Origin of the sequence: Streptomyces rubellomurinus, from assembly GCF_000961885.1 — a bacterium.
Classification (GTDB): Bacteria; Actinomycetota; Actinomycetes; order Streptomycetales; family Streptomycetaceae; genus Kitasatospora; species Kitasatospora rubellomurina.
This window is the reverse complement of record NZ_JZKH01000007.1, coordinates 45,813-66,753: the sequence shown is the minus strand read 5'-3', so window position 1 is coordinate 66,753 and position 20,941 is coordinate 45,813. Positions and strand designations below refer to the sequence as shown.

At 73.9% G+C, this 20,941-nt stretch carries 20 protein-coding genes; 13 read left to right on the top strand and 7 right to left on the bottom strand.

Annotated features, from left to right (window positions below; genetic code table 11):
- Positions 1 to 66: 66 nt before the first annotated feature.
- A complete protein-coding gene (locus tag VM95_RS39960; RefSeq protein ID WP_078859624.1) occupies positions 67 to 219 on the top strand; it encodes a DUF397 domain-containing protein in 153 nt (50 codons plus the stop codon).
- A 122-nt stretch (positions 220 to 341) separates the two neighbouring features.
- Positions 342 to 506 carry a hypothetical protein gene (locus VM95_RS44085; RefSeq protein ID WP_244178643.1) on the top strand — a complete coding sequence of 55 codons (165 nt, stop codon included), beginning with the start codon at positions 342 to 344 and terminating at the stop codon, positions 504 to 506.
- A 75-nt stretch (positions 507 to 581) separates the two neighbouring features.
- Here VM95_RS44085 and VM95_RS05615 read toward each other — a convergent pair whose 3' ends face one another.
- The 3 genes from VM95_RS05615 to VM95_RS05605 all read right to left on the bottom strand — a co-directional run bounded on the left by VM95_RS05615 (position 582) and on the right by VM95_RS05605 (position 2,405).
- Positions 582 to 1,130, bottom strand: a complete 549-nt coding sequence (locus tag VM95_RS05615) for a DUF1062 domain-containing protein (protein ID WP_045692918.1) — start codon at positions 1,128 to 1,130, stop codon at positions 582 to 584.
- Between the two features lie 207 nt (positions 1,131 to 1,337).
- Complete coding sequence (locus VM95_RS05610; protein ID WP_045692917.1) at positions 1,338 to 2,108, bottom strand: HAD hydrolase family protein; 771 nt, start codon at positions 2,106 to 2,108, stop codon at positions 1,338 to 1,340.
- 66 nt (positions 2,109 to 2,174) lie between these two features.
- Positions 2,175 to 2,405 carry a hypothetical protein gene (locus VM95_RS05605; RefSeq protein ID WP_045692916.1) on the bottom strand — a complete coding sequence of 77 codons (231 nt, stop codon included), beginning with the start codon at positions 2,403 to 2,405 and terminating at the stop codon, positions 2,175 to 2,177.
- Positions 2,406 to 2,631: 226 nt separating this feature from the next.
- Between VM95_RS05605 and VM95_RS05600 the strand changes: the two genes are divergently transcribed.
- Positions 2,632 to 3,750 carry a helix-turn-helix domain-containing protein gene (locus tag VM95_RS05600; protein WP_157881996.1) on the top strand — a complete coding sequence of 373 codons (1,119 nt, stop codon included), beginning with the start codon at positions 2,632 to 2,634 and terminating at the stop codon, positions 3,748 to 3,750.
- 164 nt (positions 3,751 to 3,914) lie between these two features.
- On the opposite strand, the gene VM95_RS05595 is transcribed toward VM95_RS05600, so the two are convergent.
- Both VM95_RS05595 and VM95_RS05590 read right to left on the bottom strand, forming a co-directional pair.
- Positions 3,915 to 6,269, bottom strand: a complete 2,355-nt coding sequence (locus tag VM95_RS05595; protein WP_208615409.1) for an ABC transporter permease — start codon at positions 6,267 to 6,269, stop codon at positions 3,915 to 3,917.
- Positions 6,270 to 6,328: 59 nt separating this feature from the next.
- On the bottom strand, positions 6,329 to 7,057 hold the full coding sequence (locus VM95_RS05590; RefSeq protein ID WP_045692913.1) for an ABC transporter ATP-binding protein: 729 nt from the start codon (positions 7,055 to 7,057) through the stop codon (positions 6,329 to 6,331).
- Between the two features lie 143 nt (positions 7,058 to 7,200).
- Here VM95_RS05590 and VM95_RS05585 point away from each other — a divergent pair, with 143 nt between their 5' ends.
- The 5 genes from VM95_RS05585 (at position 7,201) to VM95_RS05565 (ending at position 10,798) form a co-directional block, all read left to right on the top strand.
- The gene (locus VM95_RS05585) at positions 7,201 to 8,400 is read left to right on the top strand and encodes a sensor histidine kinase (RefSeq protein WP_208615408.1); all 1,200 of its coding nucleotides are present in this window, start codon (positions 7,201 to 7,203) and stop codon (positions 8,398 to 8,400) included.
- Positions 8,397 to 9,080 (top strand): response regulator, encoded by a 684-nt coding sequence (locus VM95_RS05580; RefSeq protein ID WP_045692911.1) that lies wholly within the window; start codon positions 8,397 to 8,399, stop codon positions 9,078 to 9,080. Before VM95_RS05585 ends, VM95_RS05580 begins: the two co-directional genes overlap by 4 nt.
- Before the next feature lie 326 nt (positions 9,081 to 9,406).
- On the top strand, positions 9,407 to 9,898 hold the full coding sequence (locus VM95_RS05575) for a hypothetical protein (protein ID WP_045692910.1): 492 nt from the start codon (positions 9,407 to 9,409) through the stop codon (positions 9,896 to 9,898).
- Positions 9,899 to 10,077: 179 nt separating this feature from the next.
- The gene (locus tag VM95_RS05570) at positions 10,078 to 10,398 is read left to right on the top strand and encodes a heavy-metal-associated domain-containing protein (RefSeq protein ID WP_045692909.1); all 321 of its coding nucleotides are present in this window, start codon (positions 10,078 to 10,080) and stop codon (positions 10,396 to 10,398) included.
- 79 nt (positions 10,399 to 10,477) lie between these two features.
- On the top strand, positions 10,478 to 10,798 hold the full coding sequence (locus tag VM95_RS05565; protein ID WP_244178642.1) for a metal-sensitive transcriptional regulator: 321 nt from the start codon (positions 10,478 to 10,480) through the stop codon (positions 10,796 to 10,798).
- Between the two features lie 32 nt (positions 10,799 to 10,830).
- Here VM95_RS05565 and VM95_RS05560 read toward each other — a convergent pair whose 3' ends face one another.
- Positions 10,831 to 12,051: a Dyp-type peroxidase gene (locus VM95_RS05560; RefSeq protein ID WP_045692981.1), complete on the bottom strand. Its 1,221-nt coding sequence runs from the start codon at positions 12,049 to 12,051 to the stop codon at positions 10,831 to 10,833.
- 31 nt (positions 12,052 to 12,082) lie between these two features.
- Here VM95_RS05560 and VM95_RS05555 point away from each other — a divergent pair, with 31 nt between their 5' ends.
- From VM95_RS05555 to VM95_RS05535, 5 genes are all read left to right on the top strand, one after another.
- Complete coding sequence (locus VM95_RS05555) at positions 12,083 to 13,453, top strand: right-handed parallel beta-helix repeat-containing protein (RefSeq protein WP_078859623.1); 1,371 nt, start codon at positions 12,083 to 12,085, stop codon at positions 13,451 to 13,453.
- A 286-nt stretch (positions 13,454 to 13,739) separates the two neighbouring features.
- A complete protein-coding gene (locus tag VM95_RS05550; RefSeq protein WP_208615407.1) occupies positions 13,740 to 14,672 on the top strand; it encodes a polysaccharide lyase in 933 nt (310 codons plus the stop codon).
- A 63-nt stretch (positions 14,673 to 14,735) separates the two neighbouring features.
- Positions 14,736 to 15,476: a sulfite exporter TauE/SafE family protein gene (locus VM95_RS05545; RefSeq protein WP_045692907.1), complete on the top strand. Its 741-nt coding sequence runs from the start codon at positions 14,736 to 14,738 to the stop codon at positions 15,474 to 15,476.
- A 224-nt stretch (positions 15,477 to 15,700) separates the two neighbouring features.
- Positions 15,701 to 16,990 (top strand): MFS transporter, encoded by a 1,290-nt coding sequence (locus VM95_RS05540; RefSeq protein WP_157881995.1) that lies wholly within the window; start codon positions 15,701 to 15,703, stop codon positions 16,988 to 16,990.
- Positions 16,991 to 17,136: 146 nt separating this feature from the next.
- On the top strand, positions 17,137 to 19,938 hold the full coding sequence (locus VM95_RS05535) for an AfsR/SARP family transcriptional regulator (RefSeq protein ID WP_045692905.1): 2,802 nt from the start codon (positions 17,137 to 17,139) through the stop codon (positions 19,936 to 19,938).
- A gap of 21 nt (positions 19,939 to 19,959) precedes the next feature.
- Here VM95_RS05535 and VM95_RS05530 read toward each other — a convergent pair whose 3' ends face one another.
- Entirely contained in the window at positions 19,960 to 20,919 is a 960-nt protein-coding gene (locus VM95_RS05530; RefSeq protein WP_045692904.1) for a pirin family protein, read from the bottom strand.
- Between the last annotated feature and the right edge of the window lie 22 nt (positions 20,920 to 20,941).

Genomic DNA, 20,941 nt, shown 5'->3' with positions numbered 1-20,941 from the left:
GCCACAGTCATAACATCCACAGTAGCTCGGATATTGAGCCGAGCGCAGCGCCGAACAGGCCCGTCCGTGCACCGAGCGCAGCTGCACGGGCGTGTCGTCAGCAGCGGCATGGCCGTACAGAACTCCAAGAACCCCAGCGGACCGGCGCCCACGTTCCCCTCGGATGCGTGGACGGCGTTCGTCACCGCCGTCAAGACCGACGAACTCCCCGGCGCCTGAACGACCGAGGTACTCCAGACGACACCGCCTGCGGCCGGCTCCTCAGCTGCGTCCTGGCCGCGGCCGGTCCGAGCTCGCAGGCCTGGCACTGGGGCCCCTGCGACCCCGAGGGCTTCGCGGCCATGGGCGTCGCCGAGATCCTGCTGCACACCCACGACATCACGCAGGGTCTGGCCGTGGAATGGCAGCCGCCCGCGCCGCTGTGCGCGGCCGTGCTCGCCCGGCTGTTTCCCGACGCCCCTCCCCGCCGGACCTCATGGATATGGAAGGCGGCGCGCTCCGACTGATCGCACCCACCGGGCGAACCTTCCGGGCCTGTCCGGCGGATCCCGCCGGACAGGCCCCTGGTCCCCGGGGAGGGGTCAGCGCTTGAGCGTGAAGGTGAAGTCGCCGGAGAGCTTGCCGCTCAGCCGGACCGCCGAGACGAGTTTGCCCTCCGCGATCAGCCTCTCGACCTCGGCCCGCGAAAGGCCGCACCCTTCGGCGATCAGCCGCACCGGCCGGACGGGGATCCGCGCCGCGAAGCGGACCGAGATGTCGATCACCTCGCGGTCCAGGTGATCCGATCCGCCGGTGTCGAGTCGCCAGGCGTCGTCCCAGTCGAGGGCGATGCGATTACGGCGCCGCAGGACCGGATCCTGGAGCAACTCGGCTGCCAGGCCAGGGTCGTTGTCGTGCATCCGGTCCAGCAGCTCAGGCCGGACGGAGCGCACGTTCGTCCGCTCCAGGACCGTGAGCTTCGCCGTGTCCCCGCAAGCGGTGCAGAGCACGAGGAGCCAGGCGTCGAGGAGCTTGTGGTTCGCGTTGACGCGGAACTTGCCGTTCGCCCGGAAGCGGTCGGAGTCGCACGCGGGGCAACGGCGCAGAACGGTCGGAAGGCAGGTGGGCATGACCACCCAGGTGTTGAGCACAGAAGTACACCGGTTTCAGTGTGAGAAGTCCGCAGCAAAAAGCAGCGCGGCGCACAGGCGCGACGCGCGACAGATCAGCAATCGGGAGGTCTCACAGGGTGTACAACGGAACGTCCTTGCCTAGACGACGTGGCTCGGCAGCACGGTAAGTGCGCACGGCGGCGCTGGTCCACCGGTTTTCGAGCGCCTACGGGCCACGGGCCTCAGTCAGCAGGCGCCGCTGCGGCAAAGCCTGGTGATCTCTGCGGCGACAGCCTCCGGGTCGGGGGCGGCGGTGACGTGGGCGACGTCGTCCAGGCCGGGGTGGGTGCCGACGCGGACGGAGTGCTGTGCGTTGAGCAGCAGGTCGAAGTCGTTGATGTCGTTGCCGAAGGCGTTGTACTGGTCGATGCCGAGGGAGGAGAGGGCTTCCCACTTGTTCGTGGTGCCCGGGGCGAAGTCGATGATCGCCTCGTCGAGGTGGTGGTTGACGGTCATCCCGAGTGCGCGGCCGGCCTCGGCGAGGGCTGCCATGTCGGTCGCATCGACCACGAGGAACTTCACGACGGCGATGAGTTCGGTGAGGTCGACCCGGCGCGCGAGGCGGCCCTGGTCGACGCGGCCGAGGATCGGGTGGTCGGCAGGCCCGGTGTAGGCGTAGTCCCAGGGACCGTCCGCGAGATAGCCCGCCCGGAACCGGTCGGCCTCGACGAGCAACTTGCCGAGGTCGCCCGCGTCGAACGCGGCCCGAGCCCGGACCTGGCCGTCGACGGAGACGAGGCTGCCGTTCCCGCCGATCAGGGTGGCGGTGGGGAAGGCCCCGTCGAGGACGGGCAGAAGGTCGCGGACCGGTCGGGCGGAGGCGAATACGAGCTGGTGACCAGCGCGCTCGCAGGCCTCGATGGCGGCCAGGATCCGGCGGTCGATGGTCCGGCCGTCGAAGCAGAGCGTGCCGTCGATGTCGAAGACCGTGGTGCGGGCAGTGGAAGTGATCACCATCTGATCGTATCGAGCCGACACCGTGTACGACCGACCGCCCGCCGGATGCGTGGCTCCGGCGGACGGCTACGCGTCGCGCGCGTCCTCGGGCGAACGGGGCGCAGCGGCCGGGCCGTTCGCCGGGGGCGAGGGCCGCGTGGTGCTCCAGCTGGTGTAGAGCCCGGAGAGGGCGATGGCGATGGTGCCCAGGGAGTCGGCCTGGACGCCCAGAACGATCAGCAGAACGCCGGTGGCCAGGATGGCCAGAATCACGATCACGTCGATGCGGCGGTCGTCCTGACGGCTCTTCCGGTGCATGCCCACGGTGGTCCTTCCCTCCCGTTTCGGACCCCGCGCTTCGGGGCCCGATTCGGTTGTATCCGCGGTCCGGGGCCGGCGGGCGCGATCGTTGTTTCCGGTTCGCCGGAGCTTCTTCGCCGCATGGCGCCGGTTCTTTCCCGCCCGTCGGAGGCGGTGGCGAATTCTTTCCGGGGGCCTGGGCAGACGGCTGTCGGCCGCCCTCGAAGCTGGCTAGTCTGACAGCGTGTCGATACCCGGGGGCAGTCGCACGGACGGCGGGGAACCGGCGCGCCGAGGGCCCGGGCGGCCCTCGAAGAGCCTGGACATCGCGGGGCTCGACCCGATCCTGCGCGAGTTCGCCCGGGAGTTGCGGGAGTTGAAGGGCCGCCGGACCCTGAAGGAGCTCGCCGCGGCGCTCAACTGGTCGCAGTCGGAGTTCTCCAAGGCGTTCAACGCCGTGAAGCTCCCGCCCCTGGGCCTCGTGGTCGCCCTCGCGGAGCTCGACGGCGCGGACGCGGAGGAGTGGCGGCTGAGGTGGGCCGTCGTCCGGCGACACCTGGAGCAGGCAGGGAGGACCGACCTGGTCCAGCGACCCAAGCCGCGGGAGCGCCACGCGCTGGACACCGCCGCGGCCGAGGCCGAAGCCATGCTCCGTACCATCCGGGCCCGGGCGGTCGGCTCCCGGAAGCTCGCGGCGCTGAACTCGGAGCCGCTGCTGGCGCAGCTCGACAAGAGCCTCCCGACCACGACCGAGAAGCAGGGCAGCGGCGCCGAGGAGTGCTGGCAGGACCTGACCGACTATCTACGGCGACTGGTCCTGCTCTTCGACCCCCGACCGATCGAGCCCGCCCGGCCGGGCCCCGCGGCGATCACGGACGTCCTGCCCCGCCTCGCGGAACTCGCCCGACTGACCGATCTGCCCGAGTGGACCGCGCTCGCCGAACTGATCAGCACGACCTACGAGTCGGCGCACGAGCGGGGGACGACGGTCGTGGGCGCCTGGCCGAACCTGTTCGTGGTGTACGAGGACAGGTTCGCGGCCTTCCGCACGGCCGCCGGCCGCAAGGCAGCGCAATTGGCCCGCTCCAGCGGCTACCTCCCCGCCGACGCCGTCGTCGTCGAGGCCGCTCCGGTGGACCTCGACAGGTACGACCCGCCCCGCAGCCAGTGGCGCGACCTGATCGGCTGGATGGTGGTGGTCCTGGTGGTCGCCCCCGGGGTCGTGCTGGCGGTCCACGGGGGCTCCGGCCAGGCGTGGACCGGTTGGGCCGCCTGGTCCACCCCTGTCCTCGTCCTGGCCGGCGGGGTCGCCGTCAGGATGCGGCACGCCCGGAAGGATCCGCCGCGCGGTGCCGGACACTGAGCCGGCGTGCCGACCTCCCGAGGGGATCAACCGGGGAGGTCGGCATCGGCGCTCCTGCCGCGCTGTGCGGTGCCCAGCACCGCTTTGCCGCGGCGACCAGCGGCCCTGTTCAGCCCTGCTCGGCCCTGCTGCGCCCTGCTCGGCCCTGCTGCGCCCCGCTCGTCCTACTCGGTCCGCAGCGCGGTGGCGGTCCGCGACCGGGCCGCCCAGCCGGCCGGCAGCAGTGCCCCGAGCAGGGCGATCACGATCCCGCCGGCCAGCAGGGGGATGAGCAGCCCGGGGGTGTAGACGTGGGACACGCTCGGCGGCAGGTGCCGGCCGATGGCGTCCCCCATCGGGCTCAGCGTCGCCTTCTCCACCGCGACCCCGAGCGGGACGCCGATCAGCCCGGCGATCAGGCCGGTGAGTGTCACCGAGGTCAGGACCATCGCGACGGTCTGCTTGGGCGTCATCCCGAGGGCCTTAAGGATCCCCAGATCGTGGACCCGTTCCCGGGTGTCCTGCACCACCATGCTCAGCACCCCGAGCGCGGCGACCGCGATCATCATCAGCGTGAGCGTGGCCACCAGGGCGCCCATGGTGATCATCACGATGTTCTTGCCCCAGCCCGAGTTCGACTCGACCGAGGCGTTCAGCGGGGTCAGCGCGGCGGCTGCCGAGGTGGACCAGTCCGATCCGCTGACGTTCGAGGCCAGCTGGACGTTGAACTGGTCGATGTGCGGGGTCAGGCCGGCGGCGGTGAAGGTGGCCGCATCCGTCATGACCGTGTAGTCGCCCTGGTTGGTGTCGAAGTTGATGCCGGCGACCTTCAGCGACAGGTGCTTGTTCTGCTGCACCACGGTGACGTCGTCTCCGACGTGGATCCCCACCGCCGAGGCCAGCTTGTCGCCGACCACGGCCTCGCCGGGCGCCGAGTACCAGCGGCCGGACAGCAGCTCCATGTGCGTCCAGGAGAAGTCGCCGGTGACCGTGAACACCCTCGGCGCTTCGCCGCCGGGCGGGGCGCCGACCATGGTCGCACCGCTGTCGCCCCAGCCGAACGCGGTCTTCGTGCCCGGGATCCCGGCGAGCGCGGCGGCCACCTCGGTGGCATCCAGGTGCGGGGTGCGCGGGTCGTTGGGGCCGTGGAGACCCCAGGGCACGCCCACGTCGGCCGTGGGGATCACGATCTCCGACGCGACGTTGAAGCCCGAGGTGCTGGTGTCCAGGTACTTGGTGAACCCGGACTCCAGCCCCACCGCGAACGTGACGCTCACCACGCCGAACAGCACCGCCGCACCGACCGTGACGGCCCGGGCCGGCCGGGCGAACGACTGGGCCAGGCCCATCGACACGGCCCGGGGCAGCGGCAGCCGCGAGGCCAGCCGCTGCGCCGCCCGACCGCCCCCGGCCTTGGGGGCGCGGCCGACCACCAGGGCCCGCACCGTCGGCATCCGGCCGGCCCGCAGTGCCGGGATCACAGCCGTGACGCCGACGATCAGCAGGGTGCCCAGCGACACCACGGCGCTGACCCACCACGGAATCGTGGCACCGGCCGCGCTGGCCGCGCCGAGCTGCTTGGTGGCCTCGCCCAGGATCGGCACGGCCAGGAGGTTGCCGGAGACCGTGCCGAGCACCACGCCGAGGGTCGCCGGGATCATGGCCTGCGCGGTGTAGGCGCGGGCCACCTGCGCAGGGGTGAAGCCCAACGACTTCAGGATCCCGATGCGCCGGATTCCCGAGGCCACCGCCCCGCTGACCACGATCGAGATGATCAGCACCGACATGAACAGCCCGAGGATCCCGAAGGCGGTCAGGAACGGCACGTAGGCCTTGGCGTTCCCGGTCGCCTGCTGCTCCGCGGTCAGGTACGACTGCCCGCCCTCGACCGCGCCCGCCGGCGCGGCGGCGGCCACCGCCTGCTTGTCGGTGGCGATGTCGGCGGCGGTCCCGGCCGTGGCGAACCGGTAGAGCATCTGGACGTCGGACTTGGCACCGGCCGCGGTGAGCCGCGCGAAACCGTCGGCGGTGGCGAAGGCGGTCGCGCTGTTGGTCACCGAGTTGGCGAAGCCGACGACTTTGAACGACGGGCTGCCCGGCAGGGAGGAGAACACCACCGAAGCGCCGAAGCAGTCGGCGGCGTAGTGCTGCCACGGCAGGGCGATCTCGCCCGGGTTCGTCGGCCAGCGCCCCCGGGTCAGCGCCAGCTGGTCCATCCCGGAGGTGCTCCCCAGGTCGGGCCGGGTGGTGACGGTGAGCGGACCGTTGTCGTGACCGGCGAGGGCCTCGTCGGGGCAGTCGGTGCCGACGGTCGTGTCCAGGGCGGCGGCGACCGGGTACGGCCCGGACGCCTCGGTGACGCCGGCGGCGTGCACGGTGGCGGTGGCCTGGGCGGCCGTGACCTTCGCACCGTCGAACTGGACCGCCAGGTGCGCCCCGTCCCGAGCACGGAAGGCGTGCTCGAACGGCGCCTGCACGACGGCCAGGAGGCCGAGGGAGAGCACGGCGGACGTCACCGCCGCGAACGTCGTCAGGGCCATCACGACGGACTGGACCCGACGGCGGCCCACGCCGGAGCGTACGACCTTGCCCAGGGCGCTCAACGGACCGCTCCCGCCGAGCTGTTGACGGTGGCGCCGCCGGCCGGGTTGACCACGTCGCGGGCCACGGAGCCGTCCACCAACTCGATCGTGCGGCCCGCGGTGCTCGCGGCCAGCTGCACGTCGTGGGTGACCAGCAGGATGGTCTGGCCGTCGCTGTTCAGCTCCAGCAGCAGCTCGCGCACGTCCTCGGCCGAGCTCGAGTCCAGAGCGCCGGTCGGCTCGTCGGCCAGCAGCAGCGCCGGGTCGTTCATCAGGGCCCTGGCCACCGCCACCCGCTGCCGCTGCCCGCCGGACAACCGCTGCGGATAGGTCTTGGCGTGCCGGTCGATGTCCAGCGAGCCGAGCAGGTCGACGGCCCGCCGCTGCGCTTCGCGCTTGCCCATCCCGGCCAACTGCGCCGGAACCATGACGTTGTCCAACACGGTCAGGTCGTCCAGCAGGTTGAAGAACTGGAAGACCATGCCGATGGAGGCCCGGCGGTACCGCGCCGAATCGGCCTCGCCGAGCTGGTCGACGCGGGTGCCGTCGACGGTCACGGTGCCGCTGGAAGGCTTGTCCAGACCCGCGATCAGGTTCAGCAGCGTGGACTTGCCACTGCCGGAATGACCGAGGATCGCCACGCACTCACCAGCCGCCACGGACAGGGTGACGCCGGCCAGTGCGGGCGGGCCGTCGTCGTACTTCTTCGTCGTGTCGCGAAGTTCGATCATCGGTGCATTCGTCATGGCCACGAACCTAGGAGCGGGCCCCGATCCACCGCGTCGGCCGGCGGATGTCACGTTCTCCCAGGCCGTCGGCTCGGGGGCGTATCCGGCGTACACCCCCGGGGCGACGCGCGGAGCCGACGCCGCTCCCTACGATCTTCCGCATGGAACAGCTCCTCCAGCGTCTCTCGACATCGAAGCGCGTGACCCGGCTGACGTCACGGGCCGTGGTCCTGGCCACCGCCTGCTTGTACGCGCTGATGCTCCCCTTGACGATGCCGACCCCTGAAAACGGCCTGTTCCCGTTCCCCGACCTCGAACCCGCCCAGTCGGTCGGCCTGTACATCGTGCTCGCCCTGCCGGTTCTGCTGGTGCGCCGTCTGCCGGCGGCGGTCTTCGCGACGGTCCTGGGCGAAACGGTCCTCGGCGACGCCTTCGGCGCGCGGCCCTCGATCGTGTTCGTCCTGCTCGTCGGCTTGGCCGGGTACCTCGCCGTCCGGCGGCCCAAGGCCGCCGCCGTCGGCTCCGTCGCGGGCGTCGCGGCCGCGCTCGTCAACGACATCCACACCCGCGAACAGTCCGTCAGCGACGCGGTCCAGTGGGCCGGGGGGTTCGCGTTGTGGTTCGCGGTCGCGTGGGTCTTCGGCCGGGTGTACCGCAAACGCCGTGAATACCTCGAAGCCCTGCGCGAGCAGACCGAGGCCCGCGCCGTCATGGCGGAGCGGCTGCGGATCGCCCGCGAGCTGCACGACAGCGTCGCGCACAGCATCGGGATCATCACGGTGCTGTCGGGAGCGGCGGCGCGGGTCGTGGAGACCAAGCCCGAGCAGACGCGGCAGGCGCTGACCGGCATCGAGACCACCAGCCGGGAGACGCTGCTGGAGCTGCAGCGCATACTCGGGGCGCTGCGCCGCGCCGAGCCGGACGACGCCGTGCCGCAGGCCGCTCCGCTGGCGCCGGCCGGCAGCCTGGCCGACGTCCCGCAGCTCGCCGAACGCACGGCCGACGCCGGGGTGCGGGTCCAGGTGACCTGGCGGGGCGAGCGGCGTCCGCTGCCGCCGGAGATCGAGCTGTCGGCGTTCCGGATCGTCCAGGAGTCGGTGACGAACGTGGTGCGGCATTCCGGTGCGCGGACGTGCCGGGTGGCGGTCGGTTACGAGCCTGAAGGGGTGACGATCGAGGTGGTGGACGACGGGGACGACGGTCTCGGCGGGCCCGGCCGGCCGAAGCCCTCGACGGCGGCCGGCGGGAGCGGCTTCGGCCTGCTCGGCATGCGCGAGCGGGTGACGCTGCTGTCCGGCCAGTTCAGCGCGGGCCGGCGCCCGGAGGGCGGATTCCGAGTGGCTGCGAGGCTCCCGGCATGAGCGTGCGCGTGCTCCTGGTCGACGACCAGCCGCTGATGCTGGTCGGGCTCGGGATCCTGATCGGCGACACCGACGACCTGGAGGTGGTCGGCCAGGCCGGCGACGGCCGCGAGGCGGTGCGCCTGGTGCGTGAACTGCGGCCGGACGTCGTGGTGATGGACATCCGGATGCCGGGCATGGACGGGATCGAGGCGACCCGACAGGCGACCGCCGAGCCGGACCCGCCCAAGGTGCTGGTGCTGACGACCTTCGACCACGACGAGTACGTCTACGGCGCACTGCGCGCCGGGGCCAGCGGATTCCTGCTCAAGAGCATGGCCCTGGACGCGATCCTGGAAGCGATCCGGGTGGTGGCCGCGGGCGACGCGCTGATCGCGCCGAGCGTGACCCGACGGCTGATCGCGGACTTCGCCGGAACGTCCCGCCCCGCGGCCCCCGAACCGGACACCGAGCCCGCCGCGGACCCGAGTCCCATCACGGGGATCACCGACCGGGAGCGCGAGGTGCTGGCACTGGTCGGACAGGGACTGTCGAACACGGAGATAGCCGAGCGGCTGGTGATCAGCGCGGCGACCGCGAAGACCCATGTCGCGCGTCTGTTCGCCAAGCTCGAGGCTCGCAACCGCGTCCACCTGGCGATCATCGCCTTCGAGACCGGACTCGTGCCGCGTAGCCGGTAGGGGCAACCGCCGGCAGCCGGAAGGCGATGCCGGGACCTGCGCGGGAGCAGCGCCGTGCCCCCGGCGACGGCGAGCGTGCGCGGGCGGTCGTCGCCGAGCAGCCGGACGACGGTGGCCTTGTGCACCACCGCCTGGGCCTCAGGCCGTGCCCCGGCGCGTGCGCGCCGCACACGCCATACCGGCCAGGGGTACCCCGGAAGCACAACCCGCCGACGCACCGACCGGCACGGCGCGGCGGCCGGGAGCGCAACCGCGCCGCCGGGCGGGGCGTCTCTGCACCCGTTCGATCACGACGGGCAGCAGCAGGACGACGAGGGGACCCACCGATGGCCGACCGACTCCGCACAGCGATCCGGATCGGGGCGGGGCTCCTGGCCCTCGCTCCGCTGCTCGCCGCCTGCGACAGCGGGCCGACGCCGCCCGCCGCGCCGACCACGGAGATCGCGCTCCCCGACCTGAAGGAGGCCCACGACGCCGCCTCCCCCTACCCGACCGAGACGGTGACCCTGACGGTCGGACAGAGCCTGGGCGTCCGCGGACGCCTCACGAACCCGACCGCCTGGGCCTGGGAGCCGACGTCGGCCGGCGACAGCGCCGTGGTGCGGCGCGGCCCGGACTTCGTCACCGCCCCCTGCCCGGAGGACAGCATCGGCTGCTCCACCGAGGGCGACCAGGTCTTCGTCGCCGTCGCCCCCGGCACCACCACGCTCAGCTGGAGGTTCGAGGACCGGGGCCACTGCCCGGCGTCGCCGACCCGCCCGGACCCCCGGTGCGCCAACGCCGCCACGAAGAACATCCAGGTCACCGTACGGAGCTGAGGCCCGGACGCCCGACCCCGGAAGCCCAACCCCGGCCGCCACGGCGCGAATCGCCCCTTCCCGAGCTCCTACCGAATCCCTTCCGGGTACCCTAGGGGGGTATGGTATGTTCATCAGGAAGCAGCCGCCGGGCCACCCCGCCCGACCGGCTCCGGGCACCGACGACAGAGGAGCACACCATGAGCGAGACCACCGTCACCGTCGAGTCGGCCACCACCGAGGGCTCCTCCTGCTGCGGCTCGTGCGGCACCGGCACCGCCGCGGCCCCCGCCGCCACCACCGCCGAGCGCGCCGCCTTCCAGGTGAAGGGCATGACCTGCGGCCACTGCGTCACCGCCGTGACCGCCGAGTTGAAGAAGATCGAGGGCGTCACCGAGGTCGCCGTCGACCTCGCCACCGGCACCGTGACCGTCGACAGCGCCGCGTCCCTGAGCGACGCCGAGGTCGGCGAGGCCATCGACGAGGCGGGCTACGAGCTGGTCGGCCGCCTCGCGGGCTGACCCACCGGCGGGCCCGGGCGGGACGTCGCACTTCCCCGTCCGTTCCGCCCGGGCCGACACACCCCGCCCCGCCGGTACAGTGAGGGCCCGCCCCACCGCACAGGAACCGGAGACGGCCATGGCCGGCTACAGCTCCCACAAGGACGACTTCCTCAAGCGGCTGCGCCGCGTCGAGGGCCAGATCCGCGGCCTGCAGCGCATGGTCGAGCAGGACACCTACTGCATCGACGTCCTCACCCAGGTCTCCGCCGCCAGCCGCGCCCTGCAGTCCTTCGCCCTCCAACTCCTGGACGAGCACATCGAATGCTGCGTCCGGGACGCCATCAGCGAGGGCGGCCAGGAGGCCGGCACCAAGATCCGCGAGGCCAACCGGGCCATCGCCCGCCTGGTCCGGTCCTAACCGGGCAGTACGGGGTAGGGGTATCCCGCCGGTCACCCCCAGAGCGACTCCCCCAGCACCCCGCCCTCGGCCGCCACTCCCGGCAGGACGTACGCCACCGCCGAGCCGTTGTGCTCCAGGAACGGATTCAGCGCGTCCTTCGCCGCCAGCCGGTTCTGGATCCGGGTGAACTGCCCCGGATCCCGCATGAACGCGCAGAACAGCAGCCCCCGGTCCCCCGCCCCGTCGTCGTAGCTGTAGCCGCGCCGCAGGATCCGCGCGCCGCCGTCGAGCCGCGGGCTGCTGAGCCGCACGTGGGCGCCGGCCGGGATGACGTACGAGCCGTCCGGGTTCTTGGCGTAGATGTCGGGATCGTCGTGCTCGGCCGCACCCGTGAGCGGTGCGCCGTCGCCGATCCGGCGGCCCATCGCCTGGTCGCGGCGGTCCTCCGCGAGGGCCGCGAACGCGGCGGTGTCCATCCGGATGCGCCGGTAGACGAGCACCGTCCCGTGCTCGTACGGACCGCCCGCCGGGCCCCAGACCCACTGCTTCGCCGTCTCCTCGTCGGGGTTGGCGGTGCCGTCCTTGTAGCCGAAGAGGTTGCGCGGGGTGGTGCCGGGGGCCGTGCGGGGCAGGAACCCGCTCTGGGTCCAGCGCGGCGTGCCGCCCTTGGCCGCCACCGCCGCCGCGACCTGCTCGGCGAGGACGCTGACCGGCCAGCGGTCGGCCGCGCACAGCTGCAGCACGAGGTCGCCGCCGCCGCGCGCCGGGTCGAGCCGGTCGCCGGGGAAGGCCGGCAACTCGGCGAGGCCGGCCGGGGCGTTGAGGCCGAGCCGCCCGGTGAGCGCCGGGCCGAGCGCGACGAGGCTGCTCAGCCGGGCGTCCTCGCCACCGCGCAGCCGGGGATCGGCGGAGGTTCCGGCCGTGGCCTCGGCGAGCAGCCGGGTGAGGTCGCTCAGCAGGGAGCGCAGCGCCGCCCGGCCGTCCGAGACGGCGGCGGGCGCGAGGTCGAAGGCGAGCAGCTGGGTGGCGGGCTGCTGGGGCGCCGTCACCCCGGACTGCCGGGGCCCGTGGAAGGGCAGCGCGGGCCCGGTCGACGGGGGCGGCGGCGCGGCCGCCGCGGCGGGCTCGGAGCCGCTACCGCGCGCCAACGCCCCGACGCCCGCGCCGATTCCGGCCGCGAGCACCACGCCGCCCGCGATCAGCGCCCGCCGGTCGACACCGCGTCCGGCGTCGCCCGGCTCCTTCCGCGCCTTTCCGCTTTCGACATGCATGGAGCACATTGGAGACGATAGAACACCATTCATGCAACTTTTGACGTTCGGTCAACTCGACTCCGGGGCGCGGCCCGTACGTGCACGATTCGCGCCACGCCGGCTCGCCGCCCTGCTCGCCGTCGCCGCCCTCGCGCTGTCCGGCTGCTCCTCCGGCGGCTCGAAGTCCTCCGACGCCGGGGCCGAGCACCCCGAGGGGACGGTCGTCCGCGTCCCGCAGAACTTCCCGACCATCCAACAGGCCGTCGACGTCGCCCGGGAGGGCGACACGGTGCTGGTCGGCCCGGGCGTGTACCGCGAGGCCGTCCGGGTCACCAAGCCCCGACTCGTCCTGCGCGGCACCGACCGCAACACCGTGATCCTGGACGGCGGTCTGCGCCTCGTCAACGGTGTCACCGTGACCGGCCCCGGTTCGGTGGTCGAGAACCTGACCGTCCACAACTACCTCGCCAACGGCGTGCTGTTCACCGGCGTCACCGATGAACGCCTCCAGCAGCACGGCGCCGGCGGCTCCGCCTACGACCCGCTGGACACCGCCCGCTTCCCCGTCGTCCAGGGCTTCCGCGCGACCAGGGTCACGGCGTACGACAACGGCCTGTACGGCATCTACGCCTTCGACGCCCGGGGCGGCGTCATCGAGGACTCGTACGCCTCCGGGCAGGCCGACTCCGGCATCTACGTCGGCCAGTGCAAGCCCTGCGACACGCTGGTGCGCGGCAACACCGTCGAGCACAACGCGGTCGGCATCGAGATCACCAACGCCTCGGACGGCCTGGCGTTCCTCGGCAACCGGGTGGTCGCCAACCGGGTCGGCATCACCGTCAACTCCAACGACCTGGAAGCCCTCGCCCCGCAGCACGGCGCCGTCATCGCGGGCAACGTGGTCGCCGACAACAACGCCGTCGAGACGCCGCAGCAGGCGGACGGCGGCTTCGGCATCGGGATCGGCATCGGCGGCGGCACGGCCAACGTCGTGCGGCGCAACCTCGTCCAGGGCAACCGCGCGGCGGGCGTCATCGTCACCGACCCGCCCGGGCACCCCGCGAGCGGCAACCGCGTCGAGGGCAACCGCGCCACCGGCAACGGCACCGACCTGGTGCTCGTCTCCGCCGATCCGGGCAACTGCTTCACCGGCAACCAGCCGGCCGTCCAGAGCCCGGACGGCCTGGAGGGCCTCGCCGACTGCGCCGCCCAGGGCCGCGGACCCGTTCCGGCCGGCCGCGCCACCGCCGTCCAGGCGCCGCCGGGCATCCCGTTCAGCCAGGTCCCGGCGCCCCCGGCCCAGCCCTCCCTGCCGGACCCGAACGCCCCGGCCCGGCCGGCCGTCGACCTGCCGGGCAAGGTCGACCCGGACGCCTACCCGCTCCCGACCGACCCGGCCGTCCTCCCGCAGCCGAAATAGCGGCCGAGGTGGGCGGATCGAGCACGACGGGCGGGAGCGTGGCAGCCGCGCTCCCGCCCGGCGGGCATGGCCCGATCGGGACAGGCGTCCCCAGGAGATCGGCACTCGATCGTCCACGTCCCAGGCTTTTGACATAGCCGCTGAACTGCACGACGGGAAAGCAGCCACCCATGCTCATCAGTTCGCATGCGATCGCACGAATGCGCACCCGAACAGGCTCCGCGCCGGACCCCCGCCTCCCGGGTACGGCATGATCGGGCGCACCGTCCGCCGCCCGAGGAGTCCGATGAACCGCCTCGCACGCACCGCCGCCCTGGCCGCCGTCACCCTGCTCGCGACCACCGGCTGCGCGGCCACGCCCTCCCACGCCCACTCCCGGCCCACCGCCACCGCCACCGCCAGCGTCACCGAGACCGCCGGACCCGGCACCCCCGTCCCCGGCACGCCCGCCCCCGGCGGCGCAGCCTGGCACGGCCAGTTCCGCGACTACGGCAGCGCCCAGTGGAAGCACGCCTGGGGCGCGGTGGACCAAGGCGCCTGGGGCTCCGCCGACTTCGGCGCGGTCGACACCCCGGCCGCGCCCGGCGGCGGCCCGGCCCTGCAGGTCACGTACGGCGCCGGCTCCTCGTCCAACTCCTGCACCGACTGCCCCAACCCGGGCGGCGGCCAGTTCTACACCGACCTGACCACGCTCGGCCTGGGCAACCTCGCCCGGGGCCGCACCCTGGACCTCAAGTACGCCGTCAGGTTCCCCGCCGGCCGCGACTGGGGCAAGGCGGGCAAGCTGCCCGGCCTGTACGGCGGGAAGATCGGCGAGGAGTCCGGCGGCAACCACGGCGACGGCTGGTCCACCCGCTACATGTGGCGCGGGGCCAAGGGCAGCCCGGACAACGGCGAGGTGTACCTCTACACCCCCACCAACTCCGGCCCGACCGGCTACGGCGTGGACGAGGGCCTCGGCGACTGGCACTTCCAGGCCGACGACCGCTGGCACACCGTCGAGCAGCTGGTGGACCGCACCACCGGCGACATCACCGTCTGGTACGACGGCCGCCAGGTGCACCACGCCACCGGCACGGCCTCCGGCATCGGCTCGCTCCCGTTCGGCGGCGTGCTGTTCTCCACCTTCTACGGCGGCCACGACACCTCGTGGGGCCCGGCCACCGCGCAGCACGCCTGGTTCGCGGACTTCTCCCTCTCGACCGGCGTCCAGCACTGACGGCGCGCACCGACGGAGCGACCGCTCAACCGACCGGCCACCCGACCACCCGACGGAGACAGCATGACGACGACCGGCTGGCCCGCCGAGCTGCTGCTCGGCCTGGTGGTCCTGCTCGGCTCCTCGGTGCAGCGGCTGGCGGGCATCGGCTTCGCCCTGGTGGCGGCGCCCGTCCTGGTGCTGCTGCTCGGCCCGGGCGACGGCGTCACGCTCGCCAACCTCGCCTCCGGGGTGATCAGCGCCATCGGCCTGGCCGGCGCCTGGCGGCAGGTGCGGCCGGGCGCGATGCTGCCGCTGATCGCCGCCGCCGCGTGCACCGTGCCGGCCGGCTCCTGGGTGGCGGCGCAGGTGCCGGAGGCCGAACTGCTGCTGGTGATCGGCGGGTTGGTCAGCGCGGCGGTGCTGCTGGTGATCCGGGGCGTCCGGGTGGCGGCGCTGCGCGGCGTGGGCGGGGCGCTGGCGGCCGGTGCCACCAGCGGGTTCATGAACTCCGCCGCCGGGGTGGGCGGGCCGGCCGTCTCGCTCTACGCCGTCAACACCGGCTGGACGGCCCGGGAGTTCGTGCCGAACGCCCAGCTGTACGGCGTCGTCGTCAACTCCCTGTCGCTGACCGCCAAGGGCGTCCCGCACCTGGCCGCGCCCGCCTGGGCCACGGCGGCCGCGGCGATCGCGGGCGGCACCGCGCTGGGCCACGCCCTGGCGGACCGCGTCCCGGAGCACCGGGCCCGCCGGGTGGTGCTCGGCCTCGCCCTGGCCGGCGGCCTGGCCACCCTCGCCAAGGGCCTCACCGGGCTGCTCCGGTAGCCCGCTCCCACGGCGCTCGCGCCGACCCGCGGGCGCGCGGCTCGATTTCAGCGCGAAACACCACCCGGAACACCACCCGGCCCATCGCCCGGAACGCCACTCGAGACGCGCAACACGGCCGGAATTCCGACGCATTTCCTCCACGACCCAAAACCCCACCGGGTAACGGAACAGCCTTGGTCAAACCCCTCCTGGAGCTGAGGAGGCCATGCCATACTGCATCGGTGACGCCAACGAGCCTGGACACCCCGCGACCCCCCAGCAAGACCCAACTGGGCAGGAAATTCAACCTGTTGTGGTCCGCGTCGGGAATCTCGGCGGTCGGCGACGGCATGCGGGACGCGGCCCTGCCGCTGCTCGCCGCGACACTCTCCGACTCGCCCAGTGCCGTCGCCCTGGTGAAGGGCGCCGCCGCGCTCCCCTGGCTCATCATGTCCCTGCACGCCGGCGTGATCGCCGACCGGTCCGACCGCCGGCGGCTCATGTGGACGATCGATTTCGGCCGCGGCGCGATCGTCCTCGGCTTCGCCGCCTGGGCGCTGCTGTCCTCGCCGCCGCTGGCCGCGCTCGCGGTGCTCGCCTTCGCCCTCGGCTGCGGCGAGACGATCTTCTCGAACGCCGCCACCTCCGCCCTGCCCGACGTCGTCCGGGCCGACCAGCTCGACGCCGCCAACGGCCGGATGCAGGGCAGCGTGATCCTGGGCGCCAACCTGGGCGGCCCACTGCTGGGCACCGCGCTCTTCGCCCTGGCCGCCTGGGCCCCGTTCACCGTGGACGGCACGTCCTTCCTGGTCGCCGCCGTGCTGGTGACCTTCACCGGCCAGTCCGGCAAGGTCGCGCCGCGCGCCGACCGGCGCCCGATGGCGACCGAGATCCGCGAGGGCGTGCGCTGGCTCCTCGCCAGCCCCGAGGTGCGGCTGCTCACCGTCGTCTCCACGCTGGGCGCGATGGCCTTCTTCATGGCGAACACCATGATGGTGCTGCTGGTCACCCGGACCCTGGACGCCCCGGTCACCGCCTTCGGCGTCGTCCTGGCGGCCGCCGCGGTCGGCGGCACCGCCGCCAGCATGCTGGCCGGCCGGATCAGCCGCCGGATCGACCGCAGCGCCCGGATCGCGCTCGGCTTCGGCCTGATGGGCTCCTGCTGGGTGCTGCTCGGCCTGTCCTCCTCCTGGCTGCTGGTGGCGGCGATCAGCACCGGCACCGGCTTCGGCGTCGTGCTGTGGAACGTCCAGGCCACCTCGCTGCGCCAGCAGGCGGTGCCGAAGGAACTGCTCGGCCGGGTCAACAGCTGCTACATGCTGATCAGCCGACTCGGCATCATCGTCGGCACGGCGCTGAGCGGCTGGATCGCCGGCGTCACCAGCATCCGGGTGCCGATCGTGCTGGGCGGCGCCGTCCTGCTGCTCTGCCTGCTCCTGGTGCCCCGCCTCGCCCGGATCGAGGCGGCCCCGGCCGCCGTGCCCGGCCAGGGCGGGCCGGCCCCGGCGGAACGCACCGGGTCCACCGACTGAGCCACGCTCGGTCACCGGCCCGCAACCTGGATCACCGGATGTTCACCTCCCGGACCCGAACCGGACCTGTCGGTGACTGGCATATAGCCGGTGGCTGGCCTATAGTCACCGGATCGAACGGGGCAGGGACAGCGGGGTGGCACGGGGTGGACTTCCGAATACTGGGTTCGGTCACCGTGACCAGCGCGGACGGCCGGGACCTGCCGGCCGGGCCCGTCAAGCGCCGCAGCCTGCTCGCCATGCTGGCGCTCGGCGCGGGCGCGCCCGTCACCGTCGACCAGCTCACCGAGGCGCTCTGGGAGACCGACCCGCCCCGGCACTCCCGGACGGTCATCCAGGGCCACGTCTCCCAACTGCGCGCCCTGTTCGCCGAACACGACGCCGCCGCGCACGGCGTCGAACTCCGCACCGAGGGCAACGCCTACCTGCTCCGGACCCCGCGGCACGCCGTCGACGCCGACCGGTTCGAACACCTGCTGCGCACCGGCCGGGAACGGCCCGACCCCGCCGAGCGGGTCGCCGTGCTCGGCGAGGCTCTCGCCCTGTGGCGCGGCCCGGCGCTCACCGGCACCGCGCCCAGCCCGGCACTGGAGTGCGCGGCGCACAACCTGGAGGAACTGCGCCTGACCGCCGTCGAGGAGCTGGCGCACGCCCACGGCCTGCTCGGCGATCACGGCGCCGCGGCCCGGGTGCTGCGCGCCGAGGTCGCCAAGGACCCGCTCCGGGAGCCGCTGATCGCCGCCCTCATGCGCGCGCTCGGCCGGGCCGGACGGCGCTCCGAGGCCCTGGACTGGTTCCACCGCACCCGGCGCACCCTCGCCGAACAGCTCGGCGTCGACCCCGGCACCGACCTGGTCGACGCCTACGACACCCTGCTGCACGGCCCCGCGCCGGTGCCCCCGCCCGAGCCGGCCCCGGCCGCGGTTCCCGCCGCGACTCCGGCTCCGATTCCCGCCGCGGCTCCGCCCCCGCCGCCGGTCCCGGTGCCCGCGGTCACCCCGCCGACGCCCGTCCCCACCGAGTCGCACGGCCTCGCCGTGCCGCCGCCCGCCCTCACCCCCCGGCTCTTCCCCCGCCGCCCGCGCGGATTCTCCGGCCGCGAGGACGAGTTGACCGCGCTCGACCGGGCCACCGCCGCCCCCGGCGCGATCGCCGTCGTCACCGGCAGCGCCGGCGTCGGCAAGACCGCCCTCGCCGGCTACTGGGCGCACCGCCGCCAGGCCGACTTCCCGGACGGCCGGCTGTTCGTCGACCTCTGCGGCTACAGCCCGATCCCCGCCCGCGACACCGCCGCCGTGCTGCGCGAGCTGCTGCTCGCCCTCGGCGTGCCCGCCGAACAGATGCCCGGCTCGCACCAGGCCATGGGCGCGCGCTACCGCGAACTGACCGCCGAGCGGCGGCTGCTGCTCGTCCTGGACAACGCCCACCGGTCCGAGCAGGTCCGCCCGCTGCTGCCGGACGGCGACGGCTGCGTCACCGTGATCACCAGCCGCGACCGGCTGGCCGGCCTGGTCGCCTCGGACGCCGCCCGGCTGGTGCCGCTCGCCGAGCTGTCCTCCCGGCACGCCATCACCCTGCTCGCCGACACCCTGGGCCCCGACGTGGTCGCGGCCGAACCCGAGGCCGCCGCCCGGCTGGCCGACCTGTGCGACGGGCTGCCGCTCGCGCTGCGCCTCGCGGCCGCCCGGACGGCCTCCCGCCCGACCCGCGGTCTGGCCGCGCTCGCCGACGAACTGGCCGACGAGCAGCGCAGGTTGAGCCTGCTGAACGTGGAGGACACCTCGGTCGCCGCCGCGCTCGGCCTGACCGTCCAGCAACTGCCCGAGTCGGCCCGCCGGATGTTCCAGCGGCTCGGCACCCACACCGGCGCGACCCTGGACGGCCGGACGGCGGCCGCGATCGCCGGCTGCCGGCTGGAGCGCGCCACCGAGGCGCTCGACCAGCTGGCCGCCGCCCACCTGATCATCGAGACCGGCCAGGACGCCTACACCCTGCACGACCTCGTCCGGCTCTACGCCCGCAGCCTGCCCGCCGACGACGACGCCGAGGCGCTGCCGCGGCTGCTCGACCACCTGATGAGCACCCTGCTCGCCGCGAGCGCCGCCGCCGAGCCGGGCAGCGAGCCGTGCTGCCTGCTGCCCGTGGGCTCCCGGCACTCCGTGGACGTGCGCCCGTTCCCGGACCGCGCGAGCGCGCTCGCCTGGTACGCCGCCGAGCGGGACACCCTGCGCGGCGCCGTCGAGGCCGCGGTCGCGGTCGGGCTGCACGACCGCGCCTGGCGGCTCGTGCTGCTCCAGTGGCCGCTGATCGTCTGGCAGGTGCGGGACGACTGGACGCCGCTGCTCGCCCAGGGCCTGGCCGCCGCCGAGGCCTGCGGGGACGTCCGGGCGCAGTCCCGCGCCCGGGCGCTGCTGGGCTGGGTGCTCACCGAGGAGGGCCGGCACGCCGAGGCGCTGACCCATCTGGAGCTGGCCCCCGAACTCTCCGCCCGGGCCGGGGACGTGACCGGCGAGGCGGTCGCCCTCGTCAACCTCGCCCTCGCGCTGACCCGCCACGACCGGCTCGCCCGCATCCACGGCCTGCTCACCCGCGCCCGCGCCCTGGCCGAACGCGGCGGCCGCCGCGACCTCATCGCCCTCACCCACCAGCACCTGGCCGACCACTGCCTGACCGTCGGCGCCCACACCGAGGCCGCCCAGCACGCGGCCCGCGGCCTCGCCCTGGTCGAGCCCCCCTTCCCGGCCTCCCGCCAGGTCGTCCTGCACACCCTCTTCGGCCGGGCCCTCGCCGCCACCGGGCAGCCGGAGGAGGCCGAGCGACACCTCACCGAAGCCGTCCGCATCGCCCGCGGCCACGGCTACCGGGACGGCGAGAAAGCCGCCCGCACCGCCCTCGCCGCCCTGGCCACCCTGCCGAGCACCGCCTCGGCCACCTCGTCCCCTGCCTGAGGCCCCCCGAGGGGCCCGGCCTCAGCGCTCCCGCCCCCGGGCCTTCAGCGGGGTGGCCGGCAGGTCGGGGGCGGGGAGGCGGAGGCCGTCGTAGCCGCGGACCTCGCCGAAGCGGCTGCCGCGCTCCCAGTCCCGCCGGGCCTCGGCGATCTCCTCACCGGTGCGGGCGACGAAGTTCCACCACATGACGAGGCGTTCCTCGAAGGGCGCGCCGCCGAGCAGCAGGACGGCGCCGTCGGTGTGGGCGCGCAGCGGGAGGGCGGTGCGGCCGCAGCCGAGGTAGAGCATCGAGCCGGGCTCCACCGGGACGCCGTCCACGTCGATCCGGCCGGCCATCGCGAGGACGGCGTACTCGAAGTCCGGCAGGACCGGCAGCCGCGGCGAGGCGCCCTCGGCGAGTGCCAGGTCGGCGCCGACCAGGGGGGTGTAGGCGGTGCCGGGGGAGGTGGCGGTGTCGAGGGTGCCGAGGATGACGGTGGCGCGCAGGCCGGGGGCGGTGACGACGGGCAGGTCGGGGTGGTGCTCGAAGGCCGGGGCGGTGTGCCGGTGGGGGTCCGGCAGGGCGACCCACAGCTGGGCGCCGTGCAGGTAGCGGGCGTGCGGGCGGGGCGACTCCTCGGAGTGCGAGATCGCCCGGCCGGAGGTCATCAGGCCCAGCTCGTACGGGCGGACGGTCTGCAGGCTGCCGAGGCTGTCGCGGTGCAGCACCTCGCCCTGGTGCAGCCAGCTGACCGTCTGCAGGCCCATGTGCGGGTGCGGCGGCACCTGCATGCCGGGCTCGTCGGCGATGTCGTCCGGGCCGTAGTGGTCGACGAAGCACCAGGCGCCGACCATCCGGCGGCCGAGGTTGGGGAGCAGCCGGCGCACCACCGTGCTCTCGCCGAGCCGGACCTGGCGGGCCGCCAGCAGGTCGCGCACCGGGCCGATGGCGGCCTCCCGGCCGCAGGCGGTCGGGGCGGGCTTGCGGTCGAGGTTGCTCATGCGGTTCCACCACCGTACGGAG

Bases quoted from the DNA above. Each gene is read 5' to 3' on its own strand.
- VM95_RS05585 (WP_208615408.1), top strand. From the start codon at position 7,201: ATGGAACAGCTCCTCCAGCGTCTCTCGACATCGAAGCGCGTGACCCGG.
- VM95_RS05605 (WP_045692916.1), bottom strand. From the start codon at position 2,405: ATGCACCGGAAGAGCCGTCAGGACGACCGCCGCATCGACGTGATCGTG.
- VM95_RS05530 (WP_045692904.1), bottom strand. From the start codon at position 20,919: ATGAGCAACCTCGACCGCAAGCCCGCCCCGACCGCCTGCGGCCGGGAG.
- VM95_RS05610 (WP_045692917.1), bottom strand. From the start codon at position 2,108: ATGGTGATCACTTCCACTGCCCGCACCACGGTCTTCGACATCGACGGC.
- VM95_RS05580 (WP_045692911.1), top strand. From the start codon at position 8,397: ATGAGCGTGCGCGTGCTCCTGGTCGACGACCAGCCGCTGATGCTGGTC.
- VM95_RS05555 (WP_078859623.1), top strand. From the start codon at position 12,083: ATGCAACTTTTGACGTTCGGTCAACTCGACTCCGGGGCGCGGCCCGTA.
- VM95_RS44085 (WP_244178643.1), top strand. From the start codon at position 342: ATGGGCGTCGCCGAGATCCTGCTGCACACCCACGACATCACGCAGGGT.
- VM95_RS05560 (WP_045692981.1), bottom strand. From the start codon at position 12,051: ATGCATGTCGAAAGCGGAAAGGCGCGGAAGGAGCCGGGCGACGCCGGA.
- VM95_RS05570 (WP_045692909.1), top strand. From the start codon at position 10,078: ATGAGCGAGACCACCGTCACCGTCGAGTCGGCCACCACCGAGGGCTCC.
- VM95_RS05545 (WP_045692907.1), top strand. From the start codon at position 14,736: ATGACGACGACCGGCTGGCCCGCCGAGCTGCTGCTCGGCCTGGTGGTC.
- VM95_RS05575 (WP_045692910.1), top strand. From the start codon at position 9,407: ATGGCCGACCGACTCCGCACAGCGATCCGGATCGGGGCGGGGCTCCTG.
- VM95_RS05595 (WP_208615409.1), bottom strand. From the start codon at position 6,269: ATGGCCCTGACGACGTTCGCGGCGGTGACGTCCGCCGTGCTCTCCCTC.
- VM95_RS05590 (WP_045692913.1), bottom strand. From the start codon at position 7,057: ATGACGAATGCACCGATGATCGAACTTCGCGACACGACGAAGAAGTAC.
- VM95_RS05550 (WP_208615407.1), top strand. From the start codon at position 13,740: ATGAACCGCCTCGCACGCACCGCCGCCCTGGCCGCCGTCACCCTGCTC.